18 protein-coding genes and 2 tRNA genes are annotated in these 19,423 nt (G+C 46.6%); all 20 read left to right on the top strand.

Annotated elements, in window-relative coordinates:
• Positions 1 to 39 precede the first annotated feature (39 nt).
• On the top strand, positions 40 to 945 hold the full coding sequence (murB, locus tag AC0QUU_RS03930) for a UDP-N-acetylmuramate dehydrogenase (RefSeq protein ID WP_474544724.1): 906 nt from the start codon (positions 40 to 42) through the stop codon (positions 943 to 945).
• 3 nt (positions 946 to 948) lie between these two features.
• On the top strand, positions 949 to 1,827 hold the full coding sequence (gene rapZ, locus AC0QUU_RS03935; protein WP_474544726.1) for an RNase adapter RapZ: 879 nt from the start codon (positions 949 to 951) through the stop codon (positions 1,825 to 1,827).
• A gap of 38 nt (positions 1,828 to 1,865) precedes the next feature.
• Complete coding sequence (whiA, locus tag AC0QUU_RS03940; RefSeq protein ID WP_474544727.1) at positions 1,866 to 2,825, top strand: DNA-binding protein WhiA; 960 nt, start codon at positions 1,866 to 1,868, stop codon at positions 2,823 to 2,825.
• Positions 2,822 to 3,076: an HPr family phosphocarrier protein gene (locus AC0QUU_RS03945; RefSeq protein WP_474544728.1), complete on the top strand. Its 255-nt coding sequence runs from the start codon at positions 2,822 to 2,824 to the stop codon at positions 3,074 to 3,076. The genes whiA and AC0QUU_RS03945 overlap by 4 nt, the downstream gene beginning before the upstream one ends.
• 188 nt (positions 3,077 to 3,264) lie before the next feature.
• Positions 3,265 to 4,185: a diacylglycerol/lipid kinase family protein gene (locus tag AC0QUU_RS03950; RefSeq protein ID WP_474544730.1), complete on the top strand. Its 921-nt coding sequence runs from the start codon at positions 3,265 to 3,267 to the stop codon at positions 4,183 to 4,185.
• Positions 4,186 to 4,298: 113 nt separating this feature from the next.
• A tRNA-Glu gene (locus tag AC0QUU_RS03955) sits at positions 4,299 to 4,370 on the top strand.
• A gap of 139 nt (positions 4,371 to 4,509) precedes the next feature.
• Positions 4,510 to 5,883, top strand: a complete 1,374-nt coding sequence (locus tag AC0QUU_RS03960) for an MATE family efflux transporter (RefSeq protein ID WP_474544732.1) — start codon at positions 4,510 to 4,512, stop codon at positions 5,881 to 5,883.
• Positions 5,884 to 6,293: 410 nt separating this feature from the next.
• Complete coding sequence (locus AC0QUU_RS03965) at positions 6,294 to 7,400, top strand: transposase (protein WP_070087463.1); 1,107 nt, start codon at positions 6,294 to 6,296, stop codon at positions 7,398 to 7,400.
• 275 nt (positions 7,401 to 7,675) lie between these two features.
• The gene (locus AC0QUU_RS03970) at positions 7,676 to 8,995 is read left to right on the top strand and encodes a transposase (protein WP_474541810.1); all 1,320 of its coding nucleotides are present in this window, start codon (positions 7,676 to 7,678) and stop codon (positions 8,993 to 8,995) included.
• Positions 8,996 to 9,317: 322 nt separating this feature from the next.
• Positions 9,318 to 10,181 (top strand): class II fructose-1,6-bisphosphate aldolase, encoded by an 864-nt coding sequence (gene fba, locus AC0QUU_RS03975; RefSeq protein ID WP_474544733.1) that lies wholly within the window; start codon positions 9,318 to 9,320, stop codon positions 10,179 to 10,181.
• A 191-nt stretch (positions 10,182 to 10,372) separates the two neighbouring features.
• On the top strand, positions 10,373 to 12,487 hold the full coding sequence (locus tag AC0QUU_RS03980) for a glutamine synthetase III family protein (protein ID WP_474544735.1): 2,115 nt from the start codon (positions 10,373 to 10,375) through the stop codon (positions 12,485 to 12,487).
• A 195-nt stretch (positions 12,488 to 12,682) separates the two neighbouring features.
• Positions 12,683 to 14,386, top strand: a complete 1,704-nt coding sequence (locus tag AC0QUU_RS03985; protein WP_474544737.1) for an ABC-ATPase domain-containing protein — start codon at positions 12,683 to 12,685, stop codon at positions 14,384 to 14,386.
• 120 nt (positions 14,387 to 14,506) lie between these two features.
• A complete protein-coding gene (locus tag AC0QUU_RS03990) occupies positions 14,507 to 15,046 on the top strand; it encodes a prolyl-tRNA synthetase associated domain-containing protein (RefSeq protein WP_474544739.1) in 540 nt (179 codons plus the stop codon).
• A 29-nt stretch (positions 15,047 to 15,075) separates the two neighbouring features.
• Positions 15,076 to 15,819 carry a hypothetical protein gene (locus tag AC0QUU_RS03995; RefSeq protein WP_474544740.1) on the top strand — a complete coding sequence of 248 codons (744 nt, stop codon included), beginning with the start codon at positions 15,076 to 15,078 and terminating at the stop codon, positions 15,817 to 15,819.
• Positions 15,820 to 15,833: 14 nt separating this feature from the next.
• Entirely contained in the window at positions 15,834 to 16,397 is a 564-nt protein-coding gene (gene mnmM / locus AC0QUU_RS04000) for a tRNA 5-(aminomethyl)-2-thiouridylate-methyltransferase MnmM (RefSeq protein ID WP_474544741.1), read from the top strand.
• Positions 16,398 to 16,574: 177 nt separating this feature from the next.
• Positions 16,575 to 17,444 carry an SGNH/GDSL hydrolase family protein gene (locus tag AC0QUU_RS04005; RefSeq protein WP_474544744.1) on the top strand — a complete coding sequence of 290 codons (870 nt, stop codon included), beginning with the start codon at positions 16,575 to 16,577 and terminating at the stop codon, positions 17,442 to 17,444.
• A gap of 87 nt (positions 17,445 to 17,531) precedes the next feature.
• A complete protein-coding gene (locus tag AC0QUU_RS04010; protein WP_474544746.1) occupies positions 17,532 to 17,792 on the top strand; it encodes a DUF4340 domain-containing protein in 261 nt (86 codons plus the stop codon).
• A gap of 145 nt (positions 17,793 to 17,937) precedes the next feature.
• The gene (locus tag AC0QUU_RS04015) at positions 17,938 to 18,345 is read left to right on the top strand and encodes a zinc ribbon domain-containing protein (RefSeq protein ID WP_474544748.1); all 408 of its coding nucleotides are present in this window, start codon (positions 17,938 to 17,940) and stop codon (positions 18,343 to 18,345) included.
• A 28-nt stretch (positions 18,346 to 18,373) separates the two neighbouring features.
• On the top strand, positions 18,374 to 19,123 hold the full coding sequence (locus AC0QUU_RS04020) for a J domain-containing protein (protein ID WP_474544750.1): 750 nt from the start codon (positions 18,374 to 18,376) through the stop codon (positions 19,121 to 19,123).
• A gap of 185 nt (positions 19,124 to 19,308) precedes the next feature.
• Positions 19,309 to 19,406, top strand: a tRNA-Sec gene (locus tag AC0QUU_RS04025).
• Positions 19,407 to 19,423 lie beyond the last annotated feature (17 nt).

Raw genomic sequence — 19,423 nt, forward strand, 5'->3', positions numbered from 1 at the left:
AGAAAAGCCGGAGAAAATTAAGAGAAAACGGAGATTTTTATGGATTTATTTAAAGCATTATGTGAAACCGCGGGACAGGAAAATGTTTTTATAGACGAACCTATGAACAGGCATACTACATTCCGGATCGGGGGCCCGGCAGATTATTTTGTTACTGCGGATCAGGCAGAACAAGTCGGCCGGATTATAAAGTTATGCCGGGAGGAAAATGTTCCCTATTATATTATTGGAAATGGAAGCAATCTTCTTGTAGGCGATAAGGGATACCGGGGGGTAATTATCCAGATTTTTAAAAAGATGAATAAAGTGCGCACGGAAGGTGAAAGAGTGTATGCACAGGCGGGCGCTCTGCTTTCAAAAACAGCTTCCGCAGCCCTGGAGGCATCGCTTACAGGGCTGGAATTCGCTTCCGGCATTCCGGGAACACTGGGCGGGGCTCTCAGGATGAATGCCGGGGCTTACGGCGGTGAGATGAAACAGGTTGTGGAGAGCGCGCGTGTGCTTACTCCTGCAGGAGAGACACTGGATATTCCCGTATCGGAACTGGGAATGAGCTACCGGACCAGTGTGATCGCCAGAAACGATTATGTTGTGCTGGAGGCTGTCCTGAAACTGAACAGAGGGCGGAAGGAGGATATCCGCGCGCGTATGGATGAGCTGAAAGAAAAGAGGGTGTCAAAACAGCCTCTGGAATACGGCAGTGCAGGAAGTACATTTAAAAGGCCGGAAGGATATTTCGCAGGAAAGCTGATTCAGGATGCAGGACTGAGAGGATTTCGTGTGGGAGATGCCCAGGTATCTGAAAAGCATTGCGGATTTGTGATTAACCGGGGCAGCGCAACCGCTTCGGACGTAATACAGCTGATGGATCAGGTAAGAGCGCGTGTAAAGGAAAAATTCGGCGTGGATCTTGAACCGGAAGTGAAGAGAATAGGAGAATTTTAGAAAATGCGTTTGGTAATTGTTACAGGAATGTCAGGAGCAGGAAAGTCGACTGCTCTGAAGATGCTGGAAGATATGGGCTATTTCTGTGTGGATAACCTGCCAATTCCGCTGCTGATGCGGTTTGTGGAGCTGTTTGGCGGGCAGGAGGGAGACGTGGACAAGGCGGCTCTGGGACTTGACGTGCGGGGCGGTCAGGATTTCTCAGGCCTTCAGGACGTGCTGCGGGAAATGGATAAAAAAGAAATTGCCTATGAAATTCTTTTCCTGGACGCCAGCGATGACGTGCTGATAAAGCGGTACAAAGAGACCCGGCGCCAGCATCCCTTAAGCGGATCCGGGCGGGTGGATACAGGTATTGCGAAAGAGCGGGAACGGATTATGTTCCTGAAGCTGAAAGCAACCTATATTCTGGATACAAGCAAAATGCTGACGAGAGAGCTGAAGATTGAGCTGGATAAAATCTTTGTAAAGGGCCAGCATTTCTGCAATCTGTATATTACGGTTATGTCCTTTGGCTTTAAGTACGGCATACCGCAGGATTCAGATCTGGTATTTGACGTAAGATTTCTGCCGAATCCCTACTATATTGACGGACTTCGGGCAAAGACCGGAAATGATCCGGAAGTGCAGGATTATGTAATGGAGAATGAAAAAGCCAGGCTGTTTCTGAATAAGCTGAAAGATATGGTAGAATTTCTGATTCCGAACTATATCCTGGAAGGGAAAAATCAGCTGGTGATTTCCATCGGATGCACCGGCGGCAAGCACCGGTCAGTAACGATTGCCAATGCATTGTATCAGATGCTGGAAAAACAGGAAAATTACGGCGTGCGTATCGAACACCGGGATATTGGGAAGGACGCTGTTACAAAACGAAAATAACAGCCGGCTGCCGGGCCGGGTACAGAAAGGTGATGGATATGTCATTTTCTGGAAATGTGAGGGAAGAACTGGCAAAAAATATCAGTCCGGCCAGGCACTGCAGGATCGCGGAGCTTGCAGCTTTTATCGGACTGTGCGGAACGGTTGTGATTAACCGGTTTGACCGCTGCGGGATAAAAATCCATATGGAAAATGTTCTTGTTGCAAGAAAAGTCTTTACATTGATAGAAAAAACATTTAATATAAAGACTGATATCTCTGTCAGGAGAAATGTGGCGAAAAAGAGCGTATCTTATGCGGTTGTCGTCAGGCGGCATGAAGACGCGCTGCGGATTCTCCAGGCAACGAAAATGATCGGAGAAAATTCATCTTCTGCCGATGACGCACATGCCGTGAATCCTCTGATCGTGCAGCAGATCTGCTGCCGGAGAGCATTCCTTAAAGGCGCGTTTCAGGCGTCAGGCTCCATGAGCGATCCAAACAAGTCGTATCATTTCGAGATTGTGTGCAGCTCAAAAGAAATGGCCGGACAGATCTGCGATATTATGTGCGGTTTCGGTATGGACGCAAAGATAGTGCTTCGAAAGAAATCATTTGTTGTTTACCTGAAAGAGGGCTCCCAGATAGTAGATATTCTGAATATTATGGAAGCGCATGTGTCGCTTATGGCTCTTGAAAATGTAAGAATACTCAAGGAAATGCGCAATACCGTAAACAGGAAAGTAAACTGCGAGACTGCCAATATTAATAAGACGGTTTCAGCGGCTGTGAAACAAGTTGAAGATATTACTTATCTCCGGGATACGATAGGCTTTGACAAGATGCCGGAAGGACTGGTGGAGGCTGCCCTTGCCCGCCTTGCCAATCCGGACGCTACGCTGAAAGAACTGGGGGAATCCCTGACACCTCCGGTGGGCAAATCAGGCATCAATCACAGACTGCGGAAGCTGAGCGAAATGGCAGATCGGGTAAGGCAAGAACAAGGAGGATTAATATGATTAAGACATCTGTTGTAGTTAGATCAGACAGAGGATTTGATGGAAGGCCGATTGCACTGCTGGTACAGAAGGCAAGTCAGTATGCCAGCAAGGTATATATCCAGGTGGGCGAGAAGAACATTAACGCGAAAAGTATTATGGGTATGATGAGCCTGACCTTGTCAGGGGGAGAACAACTTACTGTTGTGACGGACGGTGAGGATGAGAAGAAAGCGGCGGAAGATATAAAGACTTTTTTTGACGTGGTATAATACATAAATTCGCGGAAAAGCAGTATCAGAATAGATAAAGAAACCGACGTAAAGGCTGTGCTTATGTGCAGCCTTTTGTTATAACCGGTAAAAGGCCCGGCGGTACAGGCGGCAGTGTAAAGTACCGGAGACAGCGCGGACCAACAGAGAGACGCAGGGCGCTGCTCTGCAGAAAGGAGAGTATAGACGTGAAAAAACTGTTGTTTATTTATAATCCTCTTTCCGGGGTCGGACAGCTGAAGCCAAAACTGGCGGATGTGCTGGATATATTTGTAAAAGCCGGGTATGAAGTGACCGTATATCCGACGCAGAAATATCACGATGCTCTGGATAAAACCAGAACGTATACGGGAGAATACGATCTGGTTGTATGCAGCGGCGGGGACGGAACACTGGATGAAGTTGTCTCCGGAATGGAAAACAGGGAAAAGAAAGTTCCCATCGGATATATTCCTACAGGAACAACCAATGATTTTGCCAGCAGTCTTCATATTTCCAGGAATATTCTTGAAGCGGCAGACACGGCAGTGAACGGAATTCCGTTTGCATGTGACGTGGGCAGATTTAACGATGATTTTTTCATTTATATCGCGGCATTCGGCCTGTTTACGGACGTGTCATATGAGACAAAACAGAGTATGAAAAATATTCTGGGCCACCTTGCGTATGTGCTGGAGGGGACAAAGAGAATATTTAATATTCCGTCCTACCGCATAAAAGTTCAGCATGACGGGGAAGAGTTTGAAGATGAGTTTATATTTGGCATGGTAACAAATTCCAGATCTGTGGGGGGCTTCAGAGGAATAATCGGCAGAGACGTGGTGTTTGACGATGGGGAATTTGAGGTGACGTTGATTAAAACACCGAAAAATCCTATCGAACTGAATGAGATCTTAGGGGCCCTTGTGATGAAACAGATCAATTCAGAAAGAATGTACTCATTTAAAACCGGAGAAATTCACTTTGAATCTGTTGAGGAGATTCCCTGGACTCTGGACGGAGAGTTTGGGGGAGTCCATGACCATGTACTGATACAAAACAAAAAGCAGGCGCTTCAGATTATGGTTAAAGAGGGATTAGAGAAAGGAAAACCGGATTTTCTTGCCTGAAAAGCAGATGTTTTTGAAAAAATAAAAAAAATTAAAAAACTACTTGCATCTTACAAATGTATATGATATAGTAATATTCGCTGTGAGGGACAACCAAACAGCGAATAGAATATGGCTCCGTGGTCAAGCGGTCAAGACGCTAGCCTCTCACGCTGGAATCAGGGGTTCGATTCCCCTCGGAGTCACTGAAAAGTCCGATTGTTCGGACTTTTTTTTTGCGCCTGCAACGAGCCAGAGTCCGGGCTTGCCCGAGACCCTGGCGACTGCTTACAATCCCGGAATGTGCCTGCGACGGAAGCAATCGGAAAAGAGGGGGAACGTAAGATGAAGAAAATGAATGATTTCGGCAGGGATTCTATTCCGCTGCTCGTATTAAAAATATCCATTCCATTTATGTTTGCACAGTTTGTTAATGTGCTGTACAGCATTGTAGACAGAATTTATGTAGGGAATATTCCCGGTACAGGCGCGGATGCCCTTGCCGGTGTGGGAGTCTGCGCGCCGATTGTGACTCTGCTGTCATCTTTTGGAACATTGTTCGGCATAGGCGGCTCGGTTCTGTTTTCGGTCCGGCTGGGTGCGGAAGATGAGAAAGGAGCGCGGAAAGTGCTGGCAAACAGTTTTTCCATGCTCATTATTGTATCCCTTGTGTTGACAGTTCTGTTTCTGCTGACCAGGGATCAGCTGCTGAACTGGTTCGGAGCAAGTGAGACAATATTTCCCTATGCGGATACATACATGACCATTTATACAGCGGGAACGTTTTTTGCTCTGTTATCTATGGGAATGAACTATTTTATCACAGCGCAGGGATTTCCGGTTCTGGGGATGCTGACGACTCTGATCGGAGCGGTGGTCAACATTGTTCTTGATCCGGTCTTTATCTTTCTCTTTCACATGGATGTGGCCGGAGCGGCTCTGGCAACCGTGATTGCGCAGATTTCTTCCTGCCTTTTTGTATTGTGCACGCTGCGCAGAAAGAAAATGCGGGTGCCTCTGGGACTTGTGAAACCGGAAGCCGGGACATGCAGACAGATTGTGAAAATCGGATTTTCCCCGTTCCTGATTCTGGCTACGGACAGCATTATCATTATTGCCCTGAATGCGGTTCTGCAGTATTACGGAGGCCGGGAATACGGAGATACGCTGATTACGGCGGCGACGATCGTTCAGAGCTATATGCTGCTGATCACATCTCCGATGCTGGGTATTACCGGAGGTTCTCAGCCGCTGATCAGCTTTAATTATGGAGCGAACCGGCCGGACCGTATCAGGAAAACGTTTTTCTGGGTGTTCATGCTGTGTCTCTGTTTTACTTCGGTTATGTTTTTCGTTTCCCGGGTTATGCCCCGGTATTTCGTGCGTATTTTTACAGGAAATCCGGAATACGCCGGACTGGCGGTCTGGGGAATTGAAGTGTTTACGATGATGATTATTCCGCTCAGTTTCCAGTATGTGATTGTGGATGGGCTGACGGCGCTTGGCATGACAAAGATATCCCTGAGCCTTTCGCTGCTGAGGAAGATCCTGTATTTCGGCGCTACCTGTATCCTGCCTCTTTTTCTGACTGCCCGCTCGGCTTTTTACGCGGAACCTGTAGCAGACGGACTGGCAGCCTGCGTATCCAGTATTGTATTCATTTTTATTTACAGAAAATATCTGAGAGGAGAAGGCCGGCTCAAAGAGATCAGGATGTGACGGAACAATGTCCGCGTCTGTTTACCGGAAGGCCGGTGAAGTGCATCCGAAAGAGCCTGACTGAGCATACAGCTCTGACGAGCAAAAATAATTATTAATAAAAACCTCCCTTTTTCAGGAGAATTGCGAGATAATAAAGTTAGCCCAAAAACTTTTTTCTTCGCAAGCCCGAAAGAAGGGAGGTTTTTCCAGCAAAAACAAAAGAAAAAATCAAGAGAAAAGAATCAAGGGAACACCTGGCACGGTTTAACCTTGCCTGTGAATTGGTAAAAGTTATCCGCCACTTTTTCCCAGAACTTTTATCCTTGTTAAAGCGGGTGGAGGATCCAAGGCACCAAAGCTATATTATCTATAGCAACCACGTCTTACTGATGACACGGATCCTATCATCTATATTTTATATCAACAGCATGAGGAGTACAAGCGGAGAATTTAATGATGAAACTGTAATTGAAAATATTGGGATGTTGTGCGGAGAAGAACTAAGGGAGCTGCCTTATTGGGAAACGATCAACAATTATCTGAAACGGTTTTCATCGGATGAACTACAGAAAGTTGTATGTCGGCTGGTATACAGGCTGATCCGGAGCAGAGCTTTCGAGGATGCGCGGCTTCGAGGAAAGTACTGGCAGATTATTATAGATGGGACACAGTTGTATCGGAGCAGAAAAGATCTGGGGGAACACAGCCTGTTCTGTCGAAAGAAGAAAGGAACCGAGGAAGAATATACGGAGTACTACTATTATGTATTGGAAGCGAAGGTCGTTCTTCACGAAAAGATTCAGGTGAGCATCCTGACAGAGTTTATTGAGAATGAAAAGCGGGAAGTGGATAAGCAGGACTGTGAGCAGGAAGGTGCGAAGCGGCTGATGGAGCGTTTGAAACAGGAATTCCCGATGCTGCAGATATGTATCTGCGGGGACAGCTTGTATGCGAGTGAAGGATTTTTTAAAGAATGCCGCAGGAAGAAATGGAAATATATTTTACGGTATAAGGAAGGGAGCATCCCCAGTATTAACCAGGAGTATCAGGTATTAAAAAAGCGGGAAAAGAACCGGCAGGAAAAGCCGGAAGGAGTTTATGACTATGTTACAGGGATAGATTACCGCGGAGAGAGTATCAACGTAATAGAATACGAGAGAGAGGAAGAGAAGAAGAAATTTTTGTATGTAACGGATCTGAGTATTACGGGGAGAAATGTAAAAGAAACAGTGGAACGTGGAAGATGGAGATGGAAGATAGAAAACGAAGGGTTCAATACACAGAAAAAGCAGGGGTATTATCTGGAACACCGGTTCAGCCATGATTACCAGGGGATGAAGAACCATTATTATGTGATACAGATTGGACACATGATCGCGCAGATCATAGAAGCATGTGAGAGGTTGTGGAAGAAAGTAAAACAGAGCAGGACGCAAAAGCACCGGCTCCTGCTCAATGCATGGAAAAACCGACGGATAAAAGAAAACGAATCAGAATTGGAGAAAAAAATACAAGTGAGATTTGCGTGCAGCTAAAGAAAGGAAGTGATGAGGGGAGATAAGGGGAAAAGAAGGGTGCATAAAGGGAAAAGAGGGGAAGTTCCGGCTTTTAGAGAACGAACAGTCAGATGCAACGAGTAGAAAAGCCTAAAAGACGCGCTTTATATAAACGGAATATATTTTGCTCGTCAGAGCTGACTGAGCATACAGCTTTGACAGGTAAAAATAATTCGCACTAAATCTATTGAAAATACACAGCTTCACTGCGAAAATAGAATTATTACAAAAAATTTTTTCGCGGTGAGGCTGAAATGGGAAGAAAAGAACAGAGAATACAAAAGAAACTTGAAAAAAATCCAATTAGAGAACTTAATAAAATCCAAAACAGATATTATAGTCAGCTGTTTTGGAAGTTTGCCCAAACAAAGGATCCCCGACATCCGAGCTATATCACATATACAAACCGGATGATGCTGGGGACTTTATATTATAAGGGAATCGCGGGGATTGACAGTATGCAGGAGATGACAGAACAGTTTAATGAAGAGACGGTTTCTAAAAATCTGTCTGCATTTATAGGGGAAAAAGCCGGGGAATACGTTCCCCATCATGTAACAGAGAATGAGTATCTGGAAAGGCTTGCTCCTATGGAGTTGGAAGAAATCAAGCAGGACCTGGTGTATCATCTGATCCGGAGACGATGCTTTGAGGATGCAAGATATAAGAAAAAATGGCTGATCATAGTGGATGGGACACAGCTATACTGCGGACAGAGAAAACTGAATGAGCATTGTCTGGAACGGTGCTGTAATAAGGGAACAGACAAAGAGATCACACTGTATCACCGGGATGTGCTGGAGGCGAAGATCTTCTTTGGAGAAAAGCTGGTAGCCAGTATAGGGAGTGAATTCATCGAGAATAACGGGGAAGACCGGAAACGCCAGGAAAAAATGAGTGCGGAGGAGATCAAACAGGATTGTGAGACCAAAGCATTTACCCGATTGGCAGGACGGATCAAGAAAAGATTTCCCCGGCTGCCGATCCTGCTGCTGGCAGACAGTCTGTATGCATCAAAACCGGTTATGGATCTGTGCAGGGAATATAAGTGGGAATTCCTGATCCGGTATAAAAAGGGAAGTATTCCGAGCATAGCGGAAGAATACGAAAAGATACCGGAAAAAGGGAAAACAGAGAAAGCCGAATTCGTGAATGATATTGATTATGATGGCAAACCGGTACACGTATTAAGATATCGGGAAGAAAAGGCTGGAGAAACAACAGAATTCCAATGGCTGAGCAGCATAAGGATTACCAAAGGGAATGCGGAAAAGATGGCGGAAACGGGAAGAAAGCGCTGGAAGATAGAGAATGAAGGATTTAACCGGCAGAAGAACTGGCAGGGAAGCATTACCCATACATGCAGCTGGGATGACCAGGCGCAGAAGAACCATTATCTAATGGCACAGATCTCGGATTTTGTGAAACAGTTGTATGAGTATTATTATCTGGAGAAGAATGGGATCAAAAAGAAGCAAAAAAATATATCTTCTGATTTGTTAGCCAGCTTTGGACGGCAACTAACAAAAGAAGATATATTCCCAGTTGATGAAAATACACAGTCATTCAACTGAGATAAGTATAGCAAAGGAAGTGGTGCCTGCCAAGAGGAAAATGAACTGAATTATCTACAAAAAGAGGAAATTCGGTCATCAGGGCCTTAAAAGTGAATAAGTTCGGAAGAAAAACCAGTGTTGTGGATAACTTATTTTTTCTTAGAAATTCATTGGCATATGGCAGGCAAATATATTTTTACCGTTTAAAACTGCTGAGCATATATGCCGCTTGTTTTTTTACCCCGGATGGGCTATAATAAAAAAAGCTTAAAAAATTAGACAACCCCGTCTGCTGATTCACAGGAAAATGGCGGGGCAGTAAGAAGTGGAGGAAAATAATATGTTAGTATCAGCGACAGAAATGCTTCAGAAAGCAAAAGCAGGCCACTATGCTGTAGGCCAGTTCAACATCAACAATCTTGAGTGGACAAAAGCAATCCTGACAGCAGCTCAGGAGTGCAATTCTCCGGTTATCCTCGGAGTATCCGAAGGCGCCGGAAAATATATGGGCGGATACAAGACCATCGTTGGCATGGTGAACGGAATGATCGAAGAACTTGGCATTACAGTTCCGGTTGCTACGCATCTGGATCACGGCAGCTACGACGCATGCCTGAAATGTGTTGAGGCTGGTTTCTCATCTATCATGTTTGACGGATCTCACTATCCGATCGAGGAGAACATCGCGAAGACAACAGAGCTGGTTAAAATCGCTCATGACAACAACATGTCTATCGAGGCTGAGGTCGGCGCAATCGGCGGCGAGGAAGACGGCGTAATCGGAAGAGGCGAGTGCGCGGATCCGGACGAGTGCAAGATGATTGCGGATCTGGGAATCGACTTCCTGGCAGCAGGTATCGGAAACATCCACGGTGTATATCCGGACAACTGGGAAGGCCTGAGCTTTGAAACTCTGGATGCAATCCAGCAGAAGACGGGCGACATGCCGCTGGTTCTTCACGGAGGCACAGGTATTCCGGATGATATGATCAAAAAGGCAATCACTCTCGGAGTTGCGAAGATCAATGTAAATACAGAGTGCCAGATCGTGTTCACAGAAGCAACACGTAAGTACTTTGAAGAAGGAAAAGACAAAGTCGGCAAAGGATTTGACCCGCGTAAAGTCCTGAAACCGGGATATGAAGCAATTATCGCGAAAGTAAAAGAAAAGATGGAATTATTCGGCTCTGTAGGAAAGGCCTGAAAAATTTTTTGAATTTCTGCTTGCTTTTTTTACAAGGCTGCGTTATACTGACTGACGTAGACAAGAACAAGGGCGTTCCAATATAGATTGGAGTGCCCTTTTTTCGCTATATGGGGATTCTCACGATGTTCTGCAGGGCAGAGAGAGCCATCCTCACGGCGGGGTCTTAAGTAAAAAGGAGGATGGTTGAGATGAGTACAGAACTGATCAATGTATCTGAGATCTTTGGAGAAAATGTTTTTAATGATACAGTAATGCAGGAGCGTCTGCCGAAAAAGGTTTACAAGAATCTCAGAAAAACAATCGAAGAAGGAAAAGATCTGGATCTTGAGACTGCAGATGTTATTGCGCATGAGATGAAGGAGTGGGCAATTGAAAAAGGCGCTACCCACTATACACACTGGTTCCTGCCGCTGACAGGAGTTACGGCGGAGAAGCACGATTCCTTTATCTCCGCACCGCTTCCCAGCGGAAAGGTTCTGATGAGCTTTTCCGGAAAGGAACTGATTAAAGGAGAGCCGGATGCATCTTCGTTCCCGTCAGGAGGATTAAGAGCGACATTTGAAGCCAGAGGATATACCGTGTGGGACTGCACGTCTCCGGCATTTGTAAGACAGGACGCGGCAGGAGCCACGCTTTGCATTCCGACAGCATTCTGCTCCTATACCGGCGAGGCGCTGGATCAGAAAACCCCACTTTTAAGATCCATGGAAGCAATTAATACGCAGGCGCTTCGTCTGCTCCGCCTGTTTGGAAATACAACTTCCAGAAAGGTTACTCCGTCGGTCGGACCGGAGCAGGAATATTTCCTTGTAGATGCTGAGAAGTTTGAACAGAGAAAAGACCTGATCTATACAGGGCGTACTCTGTTCGGCGCAATGCCTCCGAAAGGACAGGAACTGGACGACCACTACTTCGGAACAATCCGCCAGAGAATTGCCGGATTTATGAAGGATGTCAATGAAGAACTGTGGAAAGTGGGAGTTACAGCAAAGACACAGCACAACGAAGTCGCTCCCGCGCAGCATGAGCTGGCGCCCATTTATGCAGAGGCAAATATTGCTGTAGATCATAACCAGATTGTAATGCAGACATTGAAGAGAGTTGCCTGCCAGCACGGCATGAAATGTCTGCTGCATGAGAAACCGTTTGCAGGTGTAAACGGATCCGGTAAGCACAACAACTGGTCGCTGACAACAGACGATGGAATCAATATGCTTGATCCGGGCAAGACTCCTCATGAAAATACACAGTTCCTTCTTGTTCTCATGTGTATCTTAAGGGCGGTAAACAGACATGCGGATCTGTTAAGAGAGTCTGCCGCGGATCCGGGAAATGATCACAGACTGGGAGCGAACGAGGCGCCGCCGGCAATTATTTCCGTATTCCTTGGCGAACAGCTTGAAGATGTAATGGAACAGCTGATCAGCACGGGCGAGGCAACTCACAGCCTGAAGGGCGGAAAGCTTGAGACCGGAGCAAGATCTCTGCCGGAGCTGGCAAAAGACGCTACAGACAGAAACAGAACATCGCCATTTGCATTTACCGGAAACAAATTCGAATTCCGTATGGTTGGTTCCAGGGATTCCATTGCTTCTCCGAATATTGTGCTTAACACAATAGTTGCTGAATCTTTTGCGGATGCCTGCGATACAATTGAGCAGTCAGATGATTTTGATAAGGCGGTACATGATCTGATCAAAGAATACGCGACAGAAAACCAGAGAATCGTGTTCAACGGAGACGGCTACTCGGAAGAATGGGTAAAAGAGGCCGAGAGAAGGGGTCTCCCGAATATCCGGTCCATGGTAGAAGCAATTCCGGCCATGACAACAGAAAAAGCAGTTTCTCTGTTTGAACGCTTCCATGTATTTACGCAGTCCGAGCTTGAGTCCCGCGCGGAAATCCAGTATGAGACATATGCTAAGGCAATCAATATTGAGGCGCGCACAATGATCGACATGGCCAGCAAGCAGTTTATTCCGGCGTTTATTAAGTATACAAAGACACTGGCGGATACGGTAAATTCAGTTAAAGCTGCAGGCGCAGATGCGTCCGTTCAGCTGGATTGCCTGAACAAAGTGACAGAGCTTATGGGAGAGACAAAGACCGCCCTGGACGCGCTGGTCAAAGTAACAGACGAGGCGGCTGCAAAAGAAGAAGGCGCCGTACAGGCAAACTTCTATCATTCCAACGTATTCCCGGCAATGGAAGCACTTCGCGCTCCGGTAGATAAGCTGGAAATGATCGTGGACAAAGAGGCATGGCCGATGCCGTCTTACGGAGATCTGATTTTCGAAGTATAATAAATAAAAATATGTAAGAAGGCCGGAGCCTCTTCCCGGAACTGTTATTCAGTTCCCGGGAAGGGGCTTCTTTGTTTTTACTTGTTTCAGTTAAAGATTGACAGAAAGACCGGAATGGGGGCATACTTAAAAACGAATTAAAACAGGAAAGGGAGAAAATTATCTGAACGATATTCCCGCACGAAAGGAGAAATAATGCAGACATCAGCGGAATTAAGAAGTTTACTTTCCCGGATTGACCACAGAGGCTATCCGGCATACAAAGATACAAAAGGAATGTACCAGTTCCCCGGTTACATTCTGTCAATTGATCATGTTCAGGGAGATCCCTTTGCTTCTCCGTCAAAACTGAGCATTCATGTGAAGGGGAAGACAGCGGCATTTCCTCCGGAACTGTATAAGGACAGGCATCAGAGAATCATACTTCAGGATGAACTGACCCGGAAGTTTGGCAGGCAGGCGGAGCAGTTTGCTTTTAAAGCCAAAGGCTCGGGAAAGAGCGGGTTAATCTCTGTGAGCCGCTGCGGTCAGGAAGTGCTGGAAAGGACGGCATGCAGACTGAACCCGGAGAATGGAGACATTGTGATGCGGTTTGAAGTGGGCTTTCCGGCCAACGGGCGTACCATCAATGCCCGGGAACTGGAGAAGATCCTGTTTGATTTTCTGCCCAGCTGTGTGAGGGATTCTCTTTTTTATAAAAATCTCGACCCGAAACGGCTGAGGGAGCTTATTGATCTGGCAGAAGACCAGCAGTATATCCGGGAAATGCTGCCGAAGCTGGGACTTTGTGCTTTTGTGGCGGACGGCAGCATTCTGCCAAGAGAATCCGGCGTTTCTTCCCGTCCCATGAAAGGCGGCGTGAAATTCAAAGCCCCTGAAGAACTGAAGGTGACTCTTGATCTGCCGCATAAAGGAAGGCTTACAGGCATGGGTATCCGGAAGGGAATTACCCTCATAGTGGGCGGCGGATACCACGGAAAATCCACACTGCTGAAGGCGCTGGAACTGGGCGTTTACAATCATATTGCAGGGGACGGAAGAGAGTATGTGATTACAGATGATACAGCCATGAAGATTCGGGCTGAAGACGGAAGAAGCATCCGGAAGACGGATATTTCCATGTTCATCAATGATCTGCCGAACGGAAAAGATACGGTTAATTTCGTCACAGAGGACGCCAGCGGAAGCACATCTCAGGCGGCGAATGTTGTAGAAAGCATAGAGGCGGGGACTTCGCTCCTTCTGATCGACGAAGATACCAGCGCAACGAACTTTATGATCCGGGATGAGCTGATGCAGAGAGTGATTCACCGGGATATGGAACCGATCACGCCGTTTATCGACCGGATTCGGGAACTGTATGAAAGTTACGGGATTTCTACGGTTATTGTCGCGGGAAGTTCAGGAGCATATTTTCATATTGCTGACAGTATTATTCAGATGGACAGATATGTGCCGAAGGATATTACTGTGTATGCAAAGAAGGAAGCGAAAAGTTTCCCTGTGCTCAGCGGACCGGACGCACCGGCCGGAAAGCCGGATTTTTCCAGATGTCCCGGACCGTCGCAGGCATTTAAAAGCGGCGACAGGATTAAGATGAAGACGATTGCCCGGGAAGGCGTAATGATAAATAAGGAAACGATAGATCTCAGGTACGTAGAGCAGATTACAGACAGTGAGCAGGTGACAGCGCTGGGGTACTGTGTGAAATATGCCCAGAAAAATATTCTGGACGGCAGGAAAAACCTGCGCCGGATTGTGGATGAGCTGGAGTCGGTTATAGAACGTCAGTCTATGGAAGAACTCTGCGAGAGCCGTGCTTCTGTTGCGGGTATGGCAAGGCCCAGAAGGCAGGAGATCTTTGCCTGCTTTAACCGGTACAGGAGCCTGAAATTATAGTGTTTCAGCAGGACAGAACGCAGATGAGACGCTGCCGGTATTTTATGAGGCGGGAATATTTATGGTGATGACAATCCCATAAAATAAGAATATAATAAAAAAGACGAAGGAGAATACGGGATGCAGTTAGTAGACGGAAGACCGGAAATTTCAGAAGGAAGACTGGAAAAAGAAATAAGAGTATATGATTTTCTGGACTCTCTGGGAGTACAGTATAAGCGGATTGACCATGAGGCGGCCATGACAATGGAAGCCTGTGAAGAGATTGACCGGACCCTGGGAGAAGGAGCGGCAATCTGTAAAAATCTTTTCCTGTGCAATCGGCAGGAGACAGATTTTTATCTTCTTCTGATACCGGGGGAGAAGCCCTTTAAGACAAAGTATCTGTCCGCTCAGATCGGTTCTTCCCGTTTGTCCTTTGGAAAACCGGAATATATGGAAAAGTATCTGGATATTACGCCGGGTTCGGTGAGTGTGATGGGATTAATGAATGACAGGGGGAAAAAGGTGCGGCTTCTTATTGATGAAGATGTTCTGAAGGAGCCATATTTTGCCTGTCATCCATGTATTAACACATCCAGTATTCGCTTTGATATGAGAGATCTGACAGATAAGATCATCCCGGCCATGGAACATGAACCGACAATTGTGAAGCTGTAACGATGCTGTAAAAGAGAGGAGAAGGCGTCATGGCAGAAGAAAAAACAATAAAGAGTACAGAGGAAAATCCGGCAGCTGAGAATTCTGCGGCAACGATACTTGAAGAGGAATATGAAAGCGTAATGACTCCGGAAAATGAGCGGGAAGAGGCGGAACAGGAGGCAGAATACGGACAGCCTGATTCAGAAACACCGGATACTTCGCTTTATGATAGATTATATACCGAGGTATCGGGAGAAACAACTGCTTATACAACAGAAACTGGTACGGAGAGCGGCGGAACAGGAGCAAAAAATGCGAAACCAGGTCCGGAACCGGCCGGAGAGACCCGGGAACCAGATCCGGAACCGGTGAAAAAAGCAGCTGAGCCAGACCCGGAACCGGCAAAAAAAGAGCAGGAACCGGATCCGGAGCCGGCAGACAATGCAGGGGCTGATCCGGAAAAGAAGAAACGCGGCCCCCGGTTTTTTGATTATTTCACAAGAGAAGGAAAATATATCCGGGAGCAGGCTGTTCTTTCCAGAATTGATGATGAACATCTGATGGATTATCTTCTTCTCGAACAGAAACGCTATGAGAATGAGCAGAAATTCAGGGACGAGCGCGGGAAACGGATACTCTCGGCTTTTCAGCTGGCGGTATCTTTGGCCGCGATTGTGGCGGTAATCGGATTCTTGAAAGACGAGCCCACAGTACTTGTCAATATTCTTTATATTATCGGAATTGTAGCTGCAATCTGGCTGTGGAGAACAAAAAATAAAACAGCAGACTAAAGGAGCGCAGGAGCATGGAAAACTTGCAGGTGACAGAATGGATACAGCATTTTATACGGCAGCAGGTAAGAGAAGGCGACTTGTGTATTGATGCCACAATGGGCAATGGAAATGATACGCTCCTTCTGGCCCGGCTTGCGGGAAAGTCCGGACATGTGCTTGCTTTTGACATACAGGAGCAGGCCCTGAAAAATACAGAAGACAGGCTGGCCCGGGAGGGACTTGAGAAAAGCTGTACTCTGTTCATGGAATCGCATGAGTATATGTCCCGATATGCCCGGGAGGAAAGTGTTTCCTGCATTGTGTTTAATCTGGGGTATCTTCCCGGAGGCAGCCATGGAATAGCGACAAAGGCCGGAACGACTGTCAGAGCGATAAAAGAGGGCCTGAAACTTCTAAAGAAAAAAGGACTTCTGACACTTTGTATTTACAGTGGAGGCGACAGTGGGTTTGAAGAAAAAGAGACGGTTCTCTCTTTTTTGAAAAAACTGAATCCCAGAGAGTTTCTGGTGATACAGGCGGAGTATATAAACCGCCCCAGCCATCCGCCCATACCGGTGCTTATTATAAAGATTTGAGCCGGGAAAAATGATTTTGCAGCTGTTCGGGTATGAAGCTGTACAGTAAGGACACAATATAAAAGGGATGTTGTGAAATCTGTGTAAGGAAGCCGGATTTTACGGCATCCTTTTCTATCAGGCGGCCGGAGCCTCTGCAGAGGTGAATGAAAGACCGGAGGAAGGGATGATCTGGTTATGAAAAAATACAGAAAAGCGGCAGTGATTCTTTCAGTTGTCCTGTTTGCGTCGGTACTGGCTATATTTCTTAAAAAAGCGGAAGAATCGGCAGTCCCCACGGAGACTGTCCGGACAGCTTCGGAATCGGGAACAAAGAACCGGGAAGAGATATTCTGTACTGTATTGGGAGACAGTATTGCGAAAGGGTATTCCGGGGACAAGTCAGTCTGGATAGAGTGCTATGGAAGAATTGCGGTAAAACAGACAGCTATCGATAACGGATGCAGATATAAATTAAGAAATTATGCCAGAAATGGTCTGGATACGGAAAAAATGAATGAAGAAATACTGGTCCGGGACGATGCGCTCAGAAGTCTTGAAAAATCAGATATTATTCTTATCAGCACGGGCTCCAATGATCTGCTGAATGAATGCAAGACGGTGGTTCAGCGGATTCTGGATATGGATACCGGATTTAAGAGCGCAGATCAGGCTCTGGCGGAACTGGAAGAACGGGTGAAGGAGAATCCGGTTCTGATTTTCAGTGTAATTGATGCTCTGGGGAAATGGGATTATCATTCCTTTGAGAAAGAATGGACTGAAATGATGGATACTATAGCGGCGGTTAAGAGGGGGGACGCCGGAATTGTGGTGAATAATATATATAATCCTGCTGTCGGAATGAATCTTCCGGAACCTGTAAGCCAGGCGGTAGGCGATATTATTCAGAATATGAATGATATCATAGACAGTCATGCGGAGGAGTATGGGTACGCGGTTGCGGACCTGGCTTCATCCGATGTTTCCGCCCATGTACAGAGTGATGGCGTGCATCCGGATCAGGAAGGACAGAGAATTATAGCGGAAATTGTCCGCGACTGCCTGTGACAGAATCAGTTTTCCGCGCTGCGGCGGACCGGACAGAGACGATAAAGTGATTCGCCGCCGTGGTGAAAGAGAAAGGGTATTGCCGCGGTGGCGGGCGGTCTGGGCGCTGTAACCCTTTCTGAAGCTGCCGATTATTTGGTTTCTGATGAGGATCTGGGGAGCTTTGGCCTTGATGAAGAGTCGCGTATTACAGTTGAAGCGGTATATACAGATGACGGGGAAGAAAAGGTGCTTACCCTTTATATCGGCGATGAAAATGCGGATGGGAACAGGTATGTTATGATAAATGATTCCCGGATTGTTTATTTGATTTCCGATGAAATATGCCAGAATATTTTAAATTCTTAATAATTATTTCATTTTATTTCAATTGACAACAAGAAGAAAACAGAGCAAAATATATCGTAAATGTCATAAATGTCAGTGTGCGGGAGAAAAGGCTGTCAGCAGGCCGGGTTCCTGTACATGGTTTTACTCAGAAGGATGGAGGAAAATGAAAGAAAAATTAATACGTTTCATGCAGGGAAGATACGGGATTGATCAGCTCTCTAAGTTTTTGATTATTGTCGGTGTTGTCGTTGTTCTTGTATCAGCATTTTTTAACTGGGGTGTTCTGGGACTTATTGTGTATTTCCTCGGCTGGGTTCTGGTAATCTGGGGGTATTTCAGAGTGTTTTCCAGAAATGTGTCAAAGCGCTATGCGGAAAATGAGGCCTTTCTGGCTAAAACCAACGGTATCAGAAATTTTTTCCGGAAACAGAAGTATATGTGGCAGCAGCGTAAAGTCTATCACATCTATAAGTGCCCGGGATGCGGACAGAAGATCAGGATTCCGAAAGGAAAAGGGAAGATTGAAGTCCGTTGTCCGAAATGTAATACTACCTTTATAAAAAACAGCTGAGCGCAGAACAGGGAGTGAATGAGAGAAGATGCCAGATCCATACAGTGTGTTAGGCGTAGACAGAAATGCATCGGATGATGAGTTGAAAAAGGCTTACCGAAGTCTGAGCAGAAAGTATCATCCGGATGCGAATATAAATAATCCACATAAAGATGAAGCGGAGGCAAAGTTCAAAGAAGTGCAGCAGGCATATCAGCAGATTATGGATGAGCGTGAGCGGGGTTATACTTCCAGCGGCGGAGGCAGCTCTTCGGGAAGCGGTTCCGGCTACGGAGGCAGTTTCTATGGCGGTTATGGTCCTTTCGGCGGGTTTGGCTCTTTTGGCGGATATGGCGGCTACGGTCAGAGCGGTGAGTCTGACAGCAGACGGGAAACAACGGATCCGCATCTGAAGGCTGCAGCCAATTATATCCGCAGCGGACATTATCGGGAAGCCCTGAATGTTCTGGACGGAATCAAGGAAAGAAACGCGCTCTGGTATTTTTACAGCGCCTCTGCGAACTCCGGTCTTGGAAACAATGTGACGGCTCTGGAACATGCCCGTGAGGCGGTTCGGCTGGAGCCGGAAAACATGCAGTACCGGATGCTGCTGGAGCGGATGGAGGGCGGCGGAACCTGGTATCAGCAGCGGCAGACGATGTATGGATATCCGGGTTCTTTTGACAGCAGCTGCTGCGTGAAACTTTGTGTGGCAAATCTGCTGTGCAATCTGTGCTGCGGAGGCGGCGGCCTGTGCTGCGGAGGATACGGTGGTTCCGGCTATGGCGGTTATGCGTAATTATTACCCCCGGCTGACAGAATACATATGGCTTAAACGAAGGCGTTTTATGTTTTTGCAGTATGTATTGCTGTCAGCCGGGGGTAAAATAATGTTTGCAGTATGGGTGGGGGATAGCGTATTATATTACTGGAAGGCCGGATTATTTTTACCCCTTCGGGAAATACCGGAGAGATTAGATGTATGGGGGCAGAAAAGCGACTGGTGTGCTTCCGGGTCTTCAAAACCTGTGTGGGGCGGCAGAACCGTCCCGGGTGGGTTCGATTCCCACATGTCCCCGCCAGAAAAGTAATTAAAAGA

It is taken from the genome of Mediterraneibacter sp. HA8405, assembly GCF_056148955.1.